At 68.2% G+C, this 17,988-nt stretch carries 8 protein-coding genes; 1 reads left to right on the top strand and 7 read right to left on the bottom strand.

Annotation, left to right across the window (positions count from 1 at the left end; genetic code table 11):
• Together GC106_RS16145 and GC106_RS16150 are read right to left on the bottom strand one after the other, a co-directional pair.
• A partial coding sequence (locus GC106_RS16145) for a non-ribosomal peptide synthetase (protein ID WP_173130725.1) occupies positions 1 to 8,535 on the bottom strand: 8,535 nt, incomplete at its 3' end.
• Positions 8,536 to 8,598: 63 nt separating this feature from the next.
• Complete coding sequence (locus GC106_RS16150) at positions 8,599 to 9,897, bottom strand: serine hydrolase domain-containing protein (RefSeq protein WP_173130728.1); 1,299 nt, start codon at positions 9,895 to 9,897, stop codon at positions 8,599 to 8,601.
• A 947-nt stretch (positions 9,898 to 10,844) separates the two neighbouring features.
• Here GC106_RS16150 and GC106_RS16155 point away from each other — a divergent pair.
• The gene (locus GC106_RS16155; RefSeq protein WP_173130730.1) at positions 10,845 to 11,594 is read left to right on the top strand and encodes a TVP38/TMEM64 family protein; all 750 of its coding nucleotides are present in this window, start codon (positions 10,845 to 10,847) and stop codon (positions 11,592 to 11,594) included.
• Between the two features lie 79 nt (positions 11,595 to 11,673).
• Here the strand turns inward: GC106_RS16155 and GC106_RS16160 are convergent, their stop codons facing one another.
• The 5 genes from GC106_RS16160 to GC106_RS16180 form a co-directional block, all read right to left on the bottom strand.
• Positions 11,674 to 12,105: a type II toxin-antitoxin system Rv0910 family toxin gene (locus tag GC106_RS16160; protein ID WP_217280592.1), complete on the bottom strand. Its 432-nt coding sequence runs from the start codon at positions 12,103 to 12,105 to the stop codon at positions 11,674 to 11,676.
• Positions 12,106 to 12,166: 61 nt separating this feature from the next.
• Positions 12,167 to 13,084, bottom strand: coding sequence for an o-succinylbenzoate synthase (locus GC106_RS16165; protein ID WP_217280608.1), 918 nt, complete (start codon positions 13,082 to 13,084; stop codon positions 12,167 to 12,169).
• Positions 13,085 to 13,119: 35 nt separating this feature from the next.
• Positions 13,120 to 13,593, bottom strand: a complete 474-nt coding sequence (locus tag GC106_RS16170; RefSeq protein ID WP_173130734.1) for a glutathione peroxidase — start codon at positions 13,591 to 13,593, stop codon at positions 13,120 to 13,122.
• A 59-nt stretch (positions 13,594 to 13,652) separates the two neighbouring features.
• Positions 13,653 to 14,525 carry a sugar phosphate isomerase/epimerase family protein gene (locus GC106_RS16175; RefSeq protein ID WP_173130736.1) on the bottom strand — a complete coding sequence of 291 codons (873 nt, stop codon included), beginning with the start codon at positions 14,523 to 14,525 and terminating at the stop codon, positions 13,653 to 13,655.
• Between the two features lie 11 nt (positions 14,526 to 14,536).
• Positions 14,537 to 17,983 (bottom strand): ThuA domain-containing protein, encoded by a 3,447-nt coding sequence (locus GC106_RS16180; RefSeq protein WP_173130738.1) that lies wholly within the window; start codon positions 17,981 to 17,983, stop codon positions 14,537 to 14,539.
• Positions 17,984 to 17,988 lie beyond the last annotated feature (5 nt).

Genomic DNA, 17,988 nt, shown 5'->3' on the forward strand with positions numbered 1-17,988 from the left:
CGGACGCTGCGTCGCGAACGTCGTCGTCTCCGTCGGACCATAAACATCCGCCACCATCAACCCAGGACACGCGTCCAACACCCGGCGAATCGCCGCCGCAGGCACAACCTCCCCACCAGTCCAAACCTCACGAGCACCCGTCAGGCAATCCGGCCCGTCCTGCGCCAACATCCGGAACAACCCGGACGTCACGAAGATTCCGGTCACGCCGTGGTCGATGATCATCCGCCGCATGACCTCGGCGTCCAGGTCGCCGGGTGGCGCGACGACCACCTGGTCGCCGTTCAGCAGGGGCACCCACATCTCGTACGTGGTCGCGTCGAACGCCTGCGCCGAGTGGAACAGCACCCGGCTGTGCCCGCCGCGGAACCGCCGCTCGAATGCCAGACCGACGACGTCACAGTGCCGGACCGCGACGCCTTTGGGCTTGCCCGTCGATCCCGACGTGTACATCACGTAGGCAAGGTTCTCGGGAGCCAGCGAAACGGACGGGTCCTCAGTGGACTTGTCAGCCGGTGCGGTCGAGAGAATGTGTCCGTTGTGGATTCCTTCGGCCGTGGGCCGCCATTCGGCGTCGGTGATGAGGATGTCCGCACCGGCTTCGCCGAGGACCATCCGCAGCCGGTCGGCCGGTGCCCGGACGTCCAGCGGTACGTACGCGCCGCCCGCCTTGACCACGGCGAGTTCGGCCACGAGCAGGTCCACCGACCGTCCCATCAGGACGGCGACCGGGTCTTCCGGCCGGAGACCGAGCTTGATCAGCCGGTTCGCGAGCCGGTTGGCTTGTACGTTCAGCTCCGTGTAGGTGAGGCACACGTCGTCGGACACGACAGCAGGTTCGTCCGGCGTCCGGCGCACCTGGTCGGTGAACAGGCGCGGCAACGTCGCCGGCGGGATTTCGTGCGCCGTGTCGTTCCACTCGGTCAGCACCAGGTCACGTTCCGCCGCTCCCAGCAACGAGAACTCGCGCAACGGCCGTGCGGGATCGTCCGCGATCGCGCCGAGCAGGACCTGGAGGTGCCCAGCCAGCCGCTCGACCGTCGCGGCGTCGAACAGTGCCGGGTCGTAGTCGAACTCGATCGCGATCTGCCTGCCCGGCTCGACCATCAGGGCCAACGGGTAGTTGGTCGGCTCCGCGGCCCGCACGTCGTGGATCCGCAGGCCGTACTCGGCGAAGGTGTCCGCGTCGAACGGGTAGTTCTCGAACACCAGGATGCTGTCGAACAGCTTGCCCCCATGGGGGACGTCGGTCCGGCTCTGCAGCCGGGCGAGCGAGATGTGCTCGAACCGCCGGGCGTCGGCCTGTCCGGTTTGCAGGTCGTGCAGCCAGCCGAGCATGTCGCGCCCGGCTCGGACGGTCAGCCGGGTCGGCAACGTGTTGATGAACATGCCGATCATCGACTCGACGCCCGGCAGGTCGACCGGCCTGCCGGACACGGTGGTGCCGAAAACGACATCCGAGGCCCCGCTGTAGCGGGACAACAGCAGCCCCCACGCGCCTTGCATGACCGTGTTGACGGTCAATCCGTTGCGCTGGGCGACGTCCCGCAGTCGCTCGGTCTGTTCCACCGGCAGCGTCACGCGAATGGTCGCGCTGGATTCTGCGCGATGTGTCTCGACCGGCGGACGGTCGTACGGCAGCGCGGTCGGCGAATCGAACCCGTCAAGTGCGCGACGCCAATACCGTTCGGCTTCACCGGAATCCTGATCAGCCAGCCATCGCAGGTAGTCACGGAACGGCGGCCGTTCGCCGACCGGTGCCCGCACACCGCGCATGATCATCGCGTACTGACGGCAGACCTCGGTGAAGATCTGTGCTGCGCTCCAGCCGTCCACCAGCACGTGATGGAAGGTCCAGACCACCAGGACCTCGGCATCGGGCAGGGCGGCGATGGCCACCCGGGTCAACGGCGGCGCCGCCAGGTCGATGCCCTCGGCACGGTCGCGTTCGAGGTAATCCCCCAGCCGTTCGTCACGGTGCTCGGGCGTCAGATCCGACCAGTCAAGATGGACGACCGGCATCGTGATGTCGCGGCGCACGACCTGCACCGGATCGTCGAGTTCTTCCCACACCACACCGCTGCGCAGGACGGGCGTGCGTTCGGTGACCCGTTGCCACGCGGTGCCGAGCGCCCGGGGATCGGCCACTCCGGACAGTCGGAACTGGACCTGGTTGAAGTAGGAGCCCGACGGGTCGCCCTGAGCCGCGCCGACCAGGCTGTGGAACACCATGCCTGCCTGCATCGGGGTGAGCGGGTAGATGTCCGTCACCGCCCGGCCGTCACCGGCGAGCCGGTCGACCGTCGCCTGGTCGAGGCGCACCAACGGGAAGTCGGACGGCGTCCGGCCGCCCGCGGTGGGTTCGGCACAGTGGCCGACGATCTCGCGCAGCGCCTCGGCCATGCCCTCGGCCAGCCGCCGCACGGTGTCCTCGGCGTGGATGTCGTTGGAGTAGTACCAGGTGAGTTCGAGGCGATCGTCGTCGATCGCACCGACCACATCGAGCAGATGACTCCGAGTGTTCCGAGTGCCCGCGTCAAGCCGCAGCCCATCGAGCGTACCGCTGGAAAAGCCTTCCGTGGAGCCAAGTCCGTCGAGGTGGCCGAGGTAGTTGAAGCTCACCTCGGCGCGCACCGCGAGGTCGGCCCGGTTCGCGAGGTACCGCAGTGCGCCGAAGCCGATGCCCCGCCGGGGCACCGCCCGCAACTGCTCCTTGACCGCCTTGAGCGTCGGGCCCCACGTGGTCTCCGGCACGTCGAGCACGACCGGGAACATCGACGTGAACCAGCCGGCCGTGCGGGAGAGGTCCACGTCGGCCAGCACGTCCTCACGACCGTGACCTTCCAGATCCAGCAACACCCGGTCGTGACCGGTCCACCGCCCCAGTACCCGGCCGAGGGCACTGAGCAACACGTCGTTGACCTGCGTTCGGTAGGCGCCAGGCACGTTGTGCAGCAACGCTTTGGTGGTGTGCTCGTCCAGCGTCACCGTCACCGTCCGGGTCGACCCGGCCGTGTTGCGGCCCGGTCGGTCCACCGGGAGTTCGGGCACAGTGGTGTGGGCGACCGCTGTCCAGTGGTCGAGTTCGTCGTCGAATCCACCGGCCGTGGTGTGGTCAGCCAATCGCGTCGCCCACTCGCGGAACGATGTCGTCTTCGCACCGAGGTTGATTGGCAGGCCGTGCACGGCTTGCTGGTACGCGGTGGCAAGATCCTCCGACAGGATCCGCCACGACACACCGTCGACCACAAGGTGGTGCGCTGCCAGCAACAACTGGCGGCCGGAGAGCACGGCCTTGAGCAACGGACCGTCAGTGAGACTGATCCCGTCGACGGACGGCGTTTGAATGTCCCGCCGCTCCAACACGTCCGCGGGTTCGACCGGCTCGTTGTGCTGGCGTCGGCCGTCGTAGCGCATCCTGAGGCCGTCGTGATGTTCCATCAGAGCGCGGAAAGCCCGGCGCAGAGCGGTTTCGTCGATGTCGGTGGTGAGCTGAAGACACAACGACTGCGTGAAACAGTCCGGCTCCGCCTCGTTGTACTCGAAGAACCAGTGCTGGATCGGAGTGAGCGGAACGTCGCCGCTGACTGCTCCCTGCTCGGCGGCGACCGGCGCGGCCCCTGTCATTCCCGCGGCCAGCGCGGCGACAGTCGGCTTGCGGAACAGGTCGCCCGGCGTCAACGTCAGCCCGGCCCGGCGGGCCCTGGCGACGACCTGGATTCCGAGGATCGAGTCACCGCCCAGCTCGAAGAAGTTGTCCTCGACGCCGACCCGGTCAAGACCCAGCAGCTGCGCCCAGATCCCGGCGAGCGTGGCCTCCACGTCGTTGCGAGGCGCGACAATGCCGCCGTTGACCGTGTTCCAGTTCGGTGCGGGCAGCGCCCGCTGGTCGACCTTGCCGTTGGCGTTCAGCGGCAACGACTCCAGCACGACGAACGCGGAAGGCACCATGTAGTCCGGCAGCGTGCGGCCAAGGAACTCACGGAGAGTCGCGCTGTCGGTCTGCCGGACGGCGGTCAGATAGGACACCAGGCGTTTACGGCCACCATCGTCAAGCCGGACGACGGTGAACGCCTGAGCGACGTCGTCACACCGCATCAGGGCGGCGTCGATCTCACCGGGCTCGATCCGGAAGCCCCTGATCTTGACCTGGTCGTCGGTGCGGCCGACGAAGACCAGGTCACCGCGGGCGTTCCACTTGACGAGGTCGCCCGTCCGGTACATCCGGCTGCCGGGAGCGTCGAAGGGGTTGGCGACGAACCGTTCCGCGGTCAGCCCTGGCCGGCGGGAGTACCCACGGGCGAGCCCGGCACCGGCGATGAACAACTCGCCGGTCACGTCGACGGGAACCGGCCGCAGGCCCTCGTCGAGCACGTAGACGCGCATGTTGTCCAGGGGACGGCCGATCGGCACCATGTCCGGCACCGCCTCGGCGTCCGGCATCCGGTACGAGGTCGCGAACGTCGTGGTCTCGGTGGGACCGTAACCGTCGACGACCACCAGCCCGGGGCACGCAGCCAGCACACGGCGCACCGCGGCGGCCGGAACGACGTCTCCGCCGGTCCAGACCTCTCGCAGGCCGTTCAGGCAGTCCGGTGCTTCGTCGACGATCGCCCGGAAGAGCCCAGCGGTCAACCACAACGCCGTCACACCGTGCTCGGCGATCACCGTGCGCAGGACGTCCGCGTCGACGTCCCTCGCCGGCGCGACGACAACCTGGCCGCCGTTGAGCAACGGCGCCCACATCTCGTACGTCGTGGCGTCGAACGCCTGCGCCGAATGGAACAGCACGCGTTGGTGGCTGCTGGTCCGGAACAGCCGATCGGACGCGAGGGCGACCACGTCGCAGTGGCGTACCGCGACTCCCTTCGGCTTGCCGGTCGACCCGGACGTGTACATCACGTACGCGATGTTCTCGGGGTGCAGCGGAACGCAGGGATTCGTGACCGGCCGCGCGGACAGGTCCTCGGCATCGACCATAATCGACTGTCCGCTGTGGATCGCACTGACCATGCCCGACCACTCCTGGTCGGTGAGGACGACCATGGCGCCGGCCTCGTCGAGGACCACGCGCATGCGCTCGGCGGGCGCACGCACGTCCACCGGTACGTACGCCGCACCCGCCTTGACCACGGCCAGTTCCGCTAGGACCACGTCAGCGGACCGGCTCATCAGCACGGCCACCGGGTCCTCCGGACGCACGCCTGCCTCGATCAACCGGTGGGCGAGTTGGTTGGCACGCGCGTCGAACTCGGCGTACGTGTACGCCGAGCCTTCGGACACCACCGCAGTGGCCTGCGGAGTGCGAGCGACCTGTTCGGCGAACAGGTACGGCAATGTGGCCCACGGAGCCTCGTGGGCGGTGTCGTTCCACCTCTCGAGCACCAGGTCCCGCTCAGCCGAGTCCAATAGGGACAACTCACCGAGCGGTGCGTCGGGTCTCGTGGTGATCGCGTCAAGCAGCGCGTGCAGATGGCCGCCCAGCCGGTCGATCGTCGCCGCGTCGAACAGGTCGGTGTTGTACTCCAGTGCCAAAGTCAGCGAATCGCCGCGCGGCCAGAACTCCACCAGCAGGTCGAACCGTGCCGAGGCGCGTGGCAGGTCGTACTCGGTGACGGCCAGCTCACCGGCCTGACGGGCGGGCACCATCTCCTGTTGCAGCACGATCGCGGCCTGAACCAGTGGCGTCCGGCTGGGATCGCGCTCCGGCCGTACCGCGTCGACCAACTGCTCGAAGGGCACCTGGTCGTGCGCGAACGCCTCCAGCATGGTCTCGCGGACTTCGGCGACGAACCGCTCGAACGGCATCGAGTTGTCCACCGTGGACCTGAGGACGAGCGTGTTGACCAGGAACCCGACCAGGTCCTCCAGTTCCGGGCGGTCACGGCCGGAGGTCACGGTGCCGACGGCGATGTCCCGCTGGTTGCTGTACTTGGCCAGCAACAACTGCACCGCGGCGGTGAGCGTCATGAACAGCGTGGCACCGTTGCGCTGTGCCAGCTTCGCCAGCCGGTCCACCAGATCGGCGGGTAGCTCGCGGCGGCAGACCGCGCCCGAGGTCGTCCGTACGCTCGGACGCGGACGGTCGGCGGGCAACTCCAGCGGCTCGATCCCGGCCAGCTTGCGCCGCCAGTACTCCAGTTGCTCTTCGACAACCGTGTCACCGAGGCGATCTCGTTGCCACAGGGCGAAATCCGCGTACTGCAAAGCAGGCGCGGGCAGGCTGGCCGGACCGTGCGCGTACAGCTCGACCAGTTCGTCGACCAGCACGCGGATCGACCAGCCGTCCGTGACGATGTGGTGCTGGTTGAGCAGCAACACGTGGTCGTCATCGGCCAGCCGGATCAGCAACGCCCTGGCGAGTGGCCCGTGCCTGAGGTCGAACGGCGTCCGCAGTTCGGCGGTGACCAGCGCATCGATCTCGTCCACACTGGACGCTTCGGCGGTGCTGAGCGGTATCCCGCCGGTCGGTGCGATCACCTGGACGCCCCGGCCGTCCACCGAGTCGAACGTGGTCCGCAGTGCTTCGTGCCGTTCGGCCAAGGTGTTCAGCGCGGTGCGCAGCGCGTCGACGGACAACGCCCCGGACAACCGGATTCCCACACCGGTGTTGTACTCGGTGCTTCCGGGACTCACCTCGTTGAGGAACCAAAGCCGTTGCTGCACCGGTGAGATCGGGATCAGATCCGGCCGTTGACCGGTGATCCGGCCGGTCGTGCCCGCGGCCGGCTGGGTGGGCAGCAGGTCCGCGAGGCGGGCGACGGTCCGCGCGTCGAAGATCGTCCGGGTGGACAACGCGGTGCGGAACCGGGCTCTGATCCGGGACGTCAGCCGGATGGCGGTGATCGAGTCGCCACCGAGGTCGATGAAGTCGTCCTCGACCCCGATCTGCCGCACGCCGAGCGCCTCGGCCCACAGCGCGGCCAGTGCCCGCTCCGGCTCGGTTCGCGGTGCCACGTAGTCGGTGCGCGCGAGGGTGTTCCAGTCCGGTTCCGGCAACGACCGTCGATCGACTTTTCCGTTGCCGCTCAACGGTAGTTCGTCCAGCGTCACGAACGCGGACGGCACCGTGTAGTCGGGCAGCGACCGCAGGACCGATTCCCGCAGCCCGCCGACGGACAGCTGCTGCCCGGAGGCCGCGACCACGTAGGCGACCAGGCGTTTGCGCCCGGTCCGGTCCTCCCGTGCGACCACCGCGGCCTGGGCGATCCCGGGATGACCGGCCAGCACCGACTCGATCTCACCGGGTTCGATCCGGAATCCGCGGATCTTGATCTGGTCGTCGGCGCGGCCGAGGAACTCGATGACGTCACCGGTCCGCCGCACGATGTCCCCGGTGCGGTACATCCGCTCCCCTGGCGGGCCGTACGGATTGGCGACGAAACTCCGTGCGGTCAGCCCAGGCCTGCCCAGGTAGCCACGGGACAGTCCAGCACCGGCGACGTACAACTCGCCAGCCGCGCCCTCGGGGACCGGGGCCAGCGTCTCGTCGAGGACGTACGCCCACATGGCGTCCAGTGGCGCGCCGATCGGCACCACATCCGGCACCGACGCCGCGTCCGGCATCCGGTACGAGGTCGCGAACGTCGTGGTCTCAGTAGGACCGTACCCGTCGACCACGACCAGCCCGGGATTGGCCGTCAGTACCCGGCGGACCGCGGCCGCGGGCACGACGTCACCGCCGGTCCACACCTCACGCACGCCCGCGAGACATTCGGGCGAATCCTGCACCAGAATCCGGAACAACCCGGCGGTCAACCACAATCCCGTGACGCCATGCCGCGCGATCGACTTGCGCAGCACGTCCGCGTCGACGTCTCCCGGCGGGGCGACGACGACCGTGCCGCCGTTGAGCAACGGCACCCACAACTCGTAGGTCGACGCGTCGAAGGCTTGCGGCGAATGCAGCAGGACACGGTCGTGCGCGCCGTTACGGAACCGGCTGTCCGCGGCGAGCGCGGCGACGTCCCGATGCCGGACCGCGACACCCTTCGGCGTGCCCGTCGAACCGGACGTGTACATGACATAAGCCAGGTTGTCGGGATGCAGCTCCACGTGCGGGCTCGTCCCGGATTCCCCGGTGAGCGAACCGGGTTCCACCAGCACGACAGGTCCGGAGTGGACATCGCGGACCAGGTTCTCGTTGGCGTGGTCGGTGATCACCACCGACACACCCGCCTCGGCGAGCACCAGCCGCGTCCGCTCACTCGGTGCCCGCGTGTCCAACGGCACGTAGGCGCCACCGGCCTTGGCGATGGCCAACACCGCGACCACCAGCTCAGCCGACCGCTCCACCTGCAGCGCGACCGGGTGCTCAGGCCGAACTCCCAGCCGGATCAGCCTGTGCGCCAGCCGGTTCGCTTGACGGTCCACAGTGGAATAGCTCAGTTCGGCCCGGCCGGCGGTGATCGCCGTCGCCTCGGGGGTTCGCCGTACCTGGCCGGCGAACAGGGCCGGCAACGTCAAGAGGTCCTGCGTCCGCGGTAAGGCGGGGTCCACGGCGAGAGTCGTCGCGGTCGTGTCTGGAGAGCCCATATCGGTGTCGACCTTTCGAACGCGGCGCGACCGGCCGCGTGAGATCAGCGGGAGAGAGGAGGATCAGGCGACTTCCTGGACGCGGCGCCTGCGGCTGGCCACCCGTCCACCCACCTGGACACGGTCGATGCGGCCGCGCGAGTCACACAGGAACCGCCCTGGCCGCGCCCGTTCGCCGGTGGCCAGGTCGATCATGCTGAACACCAGGCCGTCGTGCGGCACCAGCTTGGCCGCCGGGTCACCGTCGACGGTCAGCAGCAGGTCGCCGTCCCGGACGGTCACCGAATACTCGATGAGACCGTTGAAGTACGTCCCGAGGCAGTCACGGGGCGGCGGCACCCGGCGCCCCGGCATCTCACGGTCGCGGCAGTCACCGACAGCGATACCGGCCGTCCGCAGTTCGGCGACGAGCTCGTGCCATAAACCCGTCCCCGTGTTGGCGTTCGTCGTGAGCGCGACGACCGTGCCCGTCGCCGGGGAGATGCGCAGGTAGCAGGCGGTGCCGTCGGCCATGCCGTCGTGGCCGATCCAGCCGTCCCCGAACACCGCGAAGCCCAGACCCCAGCCGTCCGCGAGGCCGAACGGGTCCGCTCCGGCGACCGGCGTCCGCATCTGCGCCAGGTCATCGGGGCTGACGAGGTGGTCGGTGCTCCCGCCGTGCTCAGGTCGCAGGTGCATCCGGCTGAGCGTCACGAGATCGGCCGCGCTCGCCGCGAGCGCGCCCGCCGGGGCCTCCACCGGTTCCAGCGCCTGGCCGACCGGCCGGCACCGGTGGTGCACCGAGTGCCCGGACACCGTCGGCGCCAGCCCTGGCCGACCGACGAAACACGGCTCGATCCGCAGCGGTTTGAGCAGGATCGCCGTCGCGGCCTCGTGCCACGGCATCCCGGTGATCGCCTCGACAACCTCGCCGAGCAGGCAGTAGCCCAGGTTGGAGTAGGAGAAGTCCGATCCGGGCGGCCGCACGGTGTGCAGGTCGCCCAGGTGACGCCCGGCCCGGACGGTGTGGGTGGCCTCGGAGGCCAGCCCACCGGTGTGGCTGAGCAGGTGACGCGGCGTCAGCGCGCCGGCCAGCTCCGGGGAGAGCCGCCGCAGGTCCGGCAGGTAGTGGCCGAGCGGCTCGTCCAGGTCGATGTCACCGTCCGACACCAGCGCCATCACGAGCGTCGCGGTGAACAGCTTGGTGATCGAGCCGACCGGAACCTGGGAATCCCGGGTCATGGCCCGGCCGCCGGCATATTCCTCTTCACCGGACTCGAACACCCGAATGTCGCCCCGATGCAGAAGGGCGAGCTGTGCGCCGGGCACACGGCAGGCCTTCGCCAGGGTTCCCAGACTCGTACCCAACTGGTCGAGATCCATCTTTTCCTCGCAGTCGAAGATATGTGGGCGCGGACCGTCGACGCCACCACCCGTGCGGTGCAGGCGTGCCTAAGCGATGTGCGGCCGGCTACTTCAGCATTCGGCGAAGAGAACCGAAGTCGTCACCTTCGACAGCGGTGATGTTTTATGTCTGTTCACCGGACCGTGATTCGTCCATCGGCGATATTCGGATGGACCAGCCGATATCACGGGCCAGGGCGCGACAAATACGGCGACATATTCAGGCATGATCAGGAGGCACCTTCCATGCGTGTGTGATTTTCCACCGCGCGCCCGGCCTACAGTGGGCAAAGACCGGCCACGACGGCTTGTTCGATCATCTACTCGGTAACGCGGAGCCCGGTCGAGAGGGACATCGACGGTGCACGCGCCCGACCGCAGGACAGGTATCACGAAGTACCGGATCCAAAACCTGCCGAAGAAAAACGGTGATTCGAAGAGAGGACCGGGCGGACGCACTGCGCTTGCGGCGACCCGCCATGAACGCGCTGTACCCGCCGTCCCCACCACCGGGCGCGAAGCGCGCAGCCCGGCGTAACCCCCCTGATATCCCCGGCCTCAAGGATCCCGGTAACACCCGACATGTACCTTTCTCACCCTCGGCACGCGTCCCCACGACGCGACCCGACTCCCAACGCGTCCCCCACCTTGCAACGGTGTGCTAATCGTTGATACCGCCATTAGGGGAATCGTCATTTCGGTCACGGGTTCGTGAAATTACACTGACCTATGAACGGCTGCGCTCCGCAGCGGCGAGGCCCGGGAAAGTACCTCGTCCGGCCGCGTTTGGACCGGATGGTGACCGGGAACCGGGTCGTTGATCGACACGTGGCGTGAGCCATCGCGTTGATCTCCCCAGTGTTACAGATAAATTCAGGCTATCGCCCGGAGCGCGGCTGCTGTTTTGTGGCATCTAGACTGGTGACATGCCGCGAGTACGTACCGCGCTGGCTGTCGGTCTGCTCGCGGTGTTGATCACCGCCGCGTTCGTGTTGCCTGTTCCGGGGCCGGGCGACGTGCGGGCCTGGGCGCTCGGCGCTGGAGCGGCCGCGCCGCTCCTGATGTTCCTGACCTACGTCGTGGCCACGATCATGCCGGTGCCGCGCACAGTGTTCTCGCTTGCCTCGGGGCTTCTGCTCGGACCCCTCCTCGGAGTAATCGTGGCGATGTGCGCCACCGCGGTCAGTGCGATCCTGGGTTTCGCACTCGCGCGATGGGCAGGCCGAGGACTGGTGGCTCGTCACCTGGACAAGACGGCCGTCAGGACGGTCGACCAGAAGCTCAGCGGCGGCGGGTGGCTGGCGGTCGCCTCGCTACGGCTCATCCCGCTCGTCCCGTTCACACCGATGAACTACTGCTGTGGCGTTTCGTCTGTCCGGATGCGGCCGTTCCTGGCCGGGACCGTGGTGGGCAGTCTGCCGGGCACGACCGCCGCCGTGCTGATCGGCGACACGCTCACCGGATTCGGCAATCCCGCCGGGCTGATCGTGTCCGGAGCGTGTGCCCTCGCCGGCGCGGCCGGATTGCTGCTGGTGATCCGGCGGTCGGCTACCGCTCCGGCTCAGGCCGGCCCGTCGACAAAACCCCACGCGGGATCGCCGAGGCCGATGTCCGGCACCGCGGCGCGCAGAGCCGCGTGCACAGCCGACCGTGAGCCGACGACCCCGGGGTCGTAGTCCGGCGGCAACTGCTCGACGGATTCGAGGTCGTCCGGCACACGCATCAGATAGGCGTCCCAGCTCATGCGACCCGAATCTAGTCGGCCAGCTCGGCCAGTCTCTCCAGGGATCTGTGCAGGTCGCTCTTCAGCGTCCGGCCCACCGCCGCGGAGATCGGCCCGAACATCCCCGGGCCGGTGAACTCCACGTCGAGTTCGCCCTTCGCGCCCTCGCCGTCCGGGCGCAGCTTCAGCTCCAGCGACGCCTTCACGCCCGCCTTGCCCTCGCCGGACAGCGCGATGCCGTTCGGCGGGTCGTAGGAGATGACCGACCAGGTGATCCGGTTGCGCAGGCCTTTCACCGACACCACCGACGTCAGTACTGTGCCCGGCTTGATCTCGCTCGGCACATCGCCTCGCCAGCCCTCGTGCAACGCCAGCCACTCGCCGAAGCGGGACAGGTCCGACGCGGTCGCCCACGCCTTCGCCGGCTTCACGGGCATCGAGGCGGAAACGCTCACCTTGGTCACAGGCTTCCTCCTTACGGTCGCAAGGACGGTACCGCCAATCGGCCGACCGCGCCTGCCTCGATCAGGCGATCATGATCGCTTCCACCCGGTCGAGCCGCGCCCGCCACCACGCCACCCGCTCCGGCGAGGACTCCTCGAACCGGCCAGGGACAGGCGGGCCGGGCGTGCGGACGTCGATGTACCCGTCGACCGGGACCAACGAGTCGTCCACGACATCGCCTGCCAGCAAGGACAACGTGCCCAGACCGCACGCGAAGTCCAACGACGGCAACGCGGCGGCCAGAGCGACCTGCGCGGCCAAGCCGATGCTGGTCTCCAATGCGGACGACACCACGCACGGCAGGCCGGCGGCTTCGGCGACCTCCAGGGAACGCCGGACACCACCCAGCGGCGTGCACTTGATCACCGCGATGTCCGCGGCGCCGGCGACCGCGACCCGCAACGGGTCCCCGGCCCGGCGGATCGACTCGTCCGCGGCGATCCGGACGTCGACCCGCCTGCGCACCAAGGCGAGTTCGTCGATCGTCGCACAGGGTTGTTCGACGTACTCCAGACCGCCCGCGGCCTTGTCCAGCGCGCGGATGTGCGTGACCGCGGTGTCCACATCCCACACCGCGTTGGCGTCGACACGGATCTTTCCCGCCGGTCCCAACGCATCCCGGACCGCCTCGACCCGGGCGACGTCCTCGGCGAGGGACTCCACATGGTCCGCGACCTTGATTTTCGCGGTCCGGCAACCGGAACCGGCGGCGATCTCGAACGCACGGGCGGGGTCCACGGCGGGAACCGTGCAGTTGACCGGAATCCGGTCGCGGACCGGTGACGGCCAGCCCACAGTGCACTGTTCCACCGCGGTGGCCAGCCACCACGCGGCCTCGGCGTCGGAGTACTCGGTGAACGGGCAGAACTCGCCCCAGCCCGCCGGTCCTTCGAGCAGCATGCCCTCGCGCACCGTGATGCCCCGGAACCTGGTGCGCATCGGGATCGAGTAGACCCGGGCCTGGCCGAACCGGCTCACCTCAGCTGGGACTCGATGGCGGAGCGGATCTTCGGGTCGCCCGGCTCGACGGCCGGCCGGAACCGCGCCACCACCTCACCCTTGGCCGACAGCAGGAACTTCTCGAAGTTCCACTGCACGTCACCGGCGTTGCCCTCGTCGTCGGGGTGCTCGGTCAGCTCGGCGTACAACGGGTGCTTGCCCGGCCCGTTGACCTCGAGTTTCTCGGTCATCGGGAAACTGACGCCGTACGTGGTCGAGCAGAACGTCTGGATGTCGCCGGCACTGCCCGGCTCCTGGCCGCCGAACTGGTTGCAGGGCACGCCGAGCACAGTGAACCCGCGCGGCCCGTACTCCCTCTGCAACTGCTCCAGCGCGGTGTACTGCGGCGTCAGACCGCACTTGGACGCCACGTTCACCACCAGTGCGACCTTCCCACCGGTCAACTCGTCCAGTGTGGTGGCCGTGCCGTCCAGAGTCGTGATCTTCACGTGCCGCCTCCCTCGTCCTCGTGGGTGTCCCACCCTAGAACACCCACGAGATCGAGGATCTAGAACCTGACCTTCGCCAGGTACTCCTGCCCTCTGCGGGCGGTGAGCAGCGGGTCACGCGGCGCGTCGTGCTCCACCACGTACTCCCGGACCCCCGACTGGGCGTACCGGGCGAAGATCCGCGGGAAGTCGATCGTGCCGTAGCCGAGGTCCTCGAAGGACCCGTCGGCCGCCATGTCCTTGACGTGGAACACCGGGAACCGGCCGGGGTAGCGCTCGAAGTACGCCACCGGGTCGTACCCGGGTTTCACGACCCAGTACAGGTCCAGCTCGAAGTTGACGAACCGCGGGTCGGTCTCCTCCACCAGGATGTCGAACAGCACCTTGCCGTCCACCGTGAGGAAGTCGACGTCATGGTTGTGGAAGAGGAACTTCATCCCCGCGCTGCGGCACCTGATGCCCCATTCCTGGAACTTCGCGGCCGCGTGCGTGTACCCGGCGACGGTCCGCAGCGAAGCGGGCAGGGACGGCACCACCACGAACCGGACGCCCAGAATCCGGGCGATCTCCAGCTCCCGCTGGACGTTCGCGTTCATCGCGTCCCAGCTGGTGTGTGTCAGGACCGCGCGCACGCCGCCGACGTCGAGCATGTCGCGGAACTTCTCCGGTGCGTGTCCGTAAAGGCCACTGACACCGACGGTCGCGTAGCCCATGTCACCGAGGGCGTTGAGCGTCCCTTGTGGATTGATCGTCATGATGCTGCGGACGGTGTACAGCTGGATTCCGATGTGGTCGAGCGGCACCGAGTGCGGCGGCGGATCGTCCGCCGCCGCCACACCCGGGACCTGCAGACCACCCGCGACCGCCGAGAAACCCAGCACAGTGGTTCCCAGGGCAGCTGCCCTGAGAAGCCCGCGTCGAGAGGTAGTCATCGTCGACTCCCTTAGGAGACTGTGATCAGGACTGTGTTCGAGCTGTGCGCACCGGTGTTGTCCGTTGTGGTCAGTCGCGCCGTGTAGACGCCCTTGCGGGTGTACTGGTGCGTCACCGACGGGCCGGTACCCGCCGCCGTGTTGTCGCCGAAGTCCCACGAGTACCCGGTGATCGTGCGGCCCGCCGGCGGGTTCACCGCCGAGGTGAAGGACACGTTCAGCGGTGCCGCGCCGGTCCTCGGCGTCGCCGTGATCACGATTCCGGTCTGGGTGCCCGGCTTCGCCATGCCCTCGCCGTTGAACTGCAACCAGTCCACCGACATCAGGTCGGGCGAAGTGGGTGTCCACGCGGGATTCGTGAAGACCGCGTACAGCTTGACCGTACGGCCCGGGTCGGTCAGCGGCACCGTCGGCGAGATGACGTTGCCCCAGCCTCCCGTGTTCGGGATCGCGACCGAACCGAGCACCTGACCGGTCGGCGAGTCGGCACGGAACTCGATCGTGCCGCCGAGGCCGCCGGACGCCGCGCCGACCGTGACCGAGTCGATCTTGTGCAGGTGCACCGGGTCGTAGGCGACCCAGTCCCCGTGCTCGATCTCCCCGAGTCGCTTGCCGGCCGAGGCATCGCTGTTGTTCACCACGACCGGTCCACTTTGGGCACCGCCGACACCCTCGTGGTGCTCGGCCTCCTTGCGCTTGGGCTCGAGGACGAGGTGCGCGGAGCCGGTCAGCGACGGCACGCCACGCGGTCCGCCGTTGTCGGCGTACTGCACGGCCACCGCCACGTAAAGGTTCTGGCCAGGACCATGGCTGGCACCCTGGTCGGTCTTGATCTCACCTCGGCACCCGGTGACGTTGTCCATCGGATGCAGGTGCGAGTCGTGCCCGAGCTGGGACTGCACCACGACCTTGGCGCAGTCGATCCGGCCGTCCTCCCGGTCGGTGACCCGGACTTCGAACGGAATCGTGTCGCCCCAGTCGAACGCGCCGCCGTTCACCGGCGTCACCACCCGGACCTCGGGCCTGGTGTTGCCCGCGGTGATCACCGTCGCCGCGATCCCGTCCAAGCCGTTGCGCCGGCTCTTCACCGAAAGCCGGGCGTCGTACTGGCCGGGCTCGGCGTACGTGTGGGTCGGGTTCGGCTCGGTCGAGTCGATCGTGCCGTCGCCGTCGAAGTCCCAGAAGTAGTCGATCGGCTCGCCGTCGCCACCCGCGGACCCGGCACTGGAGAACTTCACCGTCAGCGGATAACGCCCGGAGTCCACATCGGTCTGGAGCTTCGCGACCGGCCTGCGGCCGTTGGCCACGTAGTCGATCCGGTAGATGCCGGCCCCGTCGTTGCTGCCGCCGCGGCCGGTTCCGCTGCCGGACCCGAAGTCGATCACGTACATCGAGCCGTCCGGGCCCATGTGCGCGGAGAACGCCTGGATCCAGCTCATGTTCGTGAACACCTTGTTGATCGACTGCAGATCACCCTGCTTGACCGCGGGGAAGCGCGGATTGGCGAAGGTCTGGTCCTCGCGCTGGAACGAGAACGTCTTGAAGAAACCACGAGTCAGCTCGTAGCCGAACCACTTGCCGTGGTAGTACTCGGGGAACTTCGTGACCAAGGGGTTGTTCGGGTCGTACTGGTAGACCGGCCCCGCCATCGGGCCACCGCCACCGGTGCCGAGCTCCGGGAACTCGGCGGAGGCCGAGTAGGCGTACCAGACCGTCGCCGGGTCGGCAGGCGGCAGGTCGCGCAGACCGGTGTTGTTCGGCGAGTCGTTGACCAGGTTGGCGCAGTCGAACTTCGGGCCCGACGTGCCGGTCGCGAAGTCGTAGTCGTTGAACGGGGTGTTGTTGCCGATGCAGTACGGCCAGCCCTGGTTGCTCGGCTTGGTCAGCCGGGTGAACTCGACTGTCCCTTCCGGACCGCGGTTCGGGTTCGCCGCCCGGGCGTCCGGCCCGTAGTCGGCGACCATCACCGCGTCCGTGATCGGGTCGATCGTGATCCGGAACGGGTTGCGCATGCCCATCGCGTAGATCTCGGGCTTGGTCTTCTCGGTCCCCGGCGGGAACAGGTTGCCCTGCGGGATGGTGTACGTGCCGTCCGGCTGGGGCGTGATCCGCAGGATCTTGCCCCGGAGGTCGTTGGTGTTGCCGGACGTGCCCTGCGCGTCCAGCGCGCGACGGCCAGGCCGCTCGTCGATCGGCGTGAACCCGTCGGAGTTGAACGGATCGGAGTTGTCACCGGTCGCGACGTACAGGTTGCCGTGCTTGTCGAACTGGATCGAGCCGCCCATGTGCGAGTTCGCCCGGAACTCGTCGCGGAACGTCGGGATCTCCAGCAGCCGCTTCTCACTGGCCATGTCGATCTTGTCGCCGGCCAGCGTGAACCGGGACAGGTTCTGCCGTTTCTCGACCTTGTCCGAGTACAGCAGGTACACCCAGTTGTTGCGCGCGAAGTCGTTGTCCAGCGCGATGCCCAGCAGGCCGTCGGACTGGCTGGTCATCTGCGGGGTGTACGCGAAGTCCAGCGCGGTCGAGATCTTCAGCGTGCGCTGGTCGAGGATCTTGAGCGCACCGGTCCGCTGGACGTAGAACACCCTCCGGTCCGGCGCCACGGCCAGCTCGAACGGGTCGGCGAGGCCCTGCGTGACCAGCGGGACCTTCTGGAACATGGTGTCCTTTGTGGCCGAACAGTCCCCCGGCTTGGCGCCGGAGGCCCATTCGATACCGCCGAGGAGGTGTCGCAGGTACGCCGGGTCGGCGAACCGCGCGGCGCCGTGGCCCAACGAGGTGTACCAGGACCGGCCGCCGTCGTAGTTCTGGCACCACGAGATCGGGTGGTCCACCCCCTGGTTCAGGCCCTCGATGCCGTCACGCAGCTTGACCTGCGCGAGCGTGTGCACCTTGCCGGTCGGGTTGGCCTTCCAGTTGTACCACTCCTCGCCTTCCAGCTCCCACAGGTCCGGCAGGTGCTGAGTGGACGGGTGCACGTGGTCGAGGACCTTGACGCGGCCCGGCTGGATCGGCGGGTGGAAGTCGAAGATCGCCCCGGCGAGGCCCTCGAACCAGGTCCAGTCGCGTTCGCTGGCCGTGGCGGCGTGGATTCCGGTGAACCCGCCGCCCGCGCGGATGTACCGCTGGAACGCCGCGCGCTGGTCCGCGTTGAGCAGGTCACCGCTCTGCGGCGTGGAGTTGGTGTTGTTGAAGATGACCGTGGCGAACCTGGCCAGGTTGGCGTCGGTGAACGCCGCCGAGTCCTCGGTCGCCTCGACCGTGAAGTTGTGCTCCTGGCCCAGTTTCTGGATCGCGGCGACGCCGGCGGGAATCGAGTCGTGCCGGAAGTTGGTCGTCTTGGAGAACACCAGGACGGAGAACCGCGGCTCGGCCGCGGCCGCGGGCACCCCGAAGGCACCCACCAGCAGAAGGACAGCGCAGAACAACGCCCGCAGGCGTGCGGCGGGATTCACTGCTG

It is taken from the genome of Kibdelosporangium persicum (assembly GCF_013280595.1).
Lineage (GTDB): Bacteria > Actinomycetota > Actinomycetes > Mycobacteriales > Pseudonocardiaceae > Kibdelosporangium > Kibdelosporangium persicum.

Coding starts and splice junctions, on each gene's coding strand:
- GC106_RS16150 (WP_173130728.1), bottom strand. CDS start 9,897: ATGGATCTCGACCAGTTGGGTACGAGTCTGGGAACCCTGGCGAAGGCC.
- GC106_RS16155 (WP_173130730.1), top strand. CDS start 10,845: ATGCCGCGAGTACGTACCGCGCTGGCTGTCGGTCTGCTCGCGGTGTTG.
- GC106_RS16165 (WP_217280608.1), bottom strand. CDS start 13,084: ATGCGCACCAGGTTCCGGGGCATCACGGTGCGCGAGGGCATGCTGCTC.
- GC106_RS16175 (WP_173130736.1), bottom strand. CDS start 14,525: ATGACTACCTCTCGACGCGGGCTTCTCAGGGCAGCTGCCCTGGGAACC.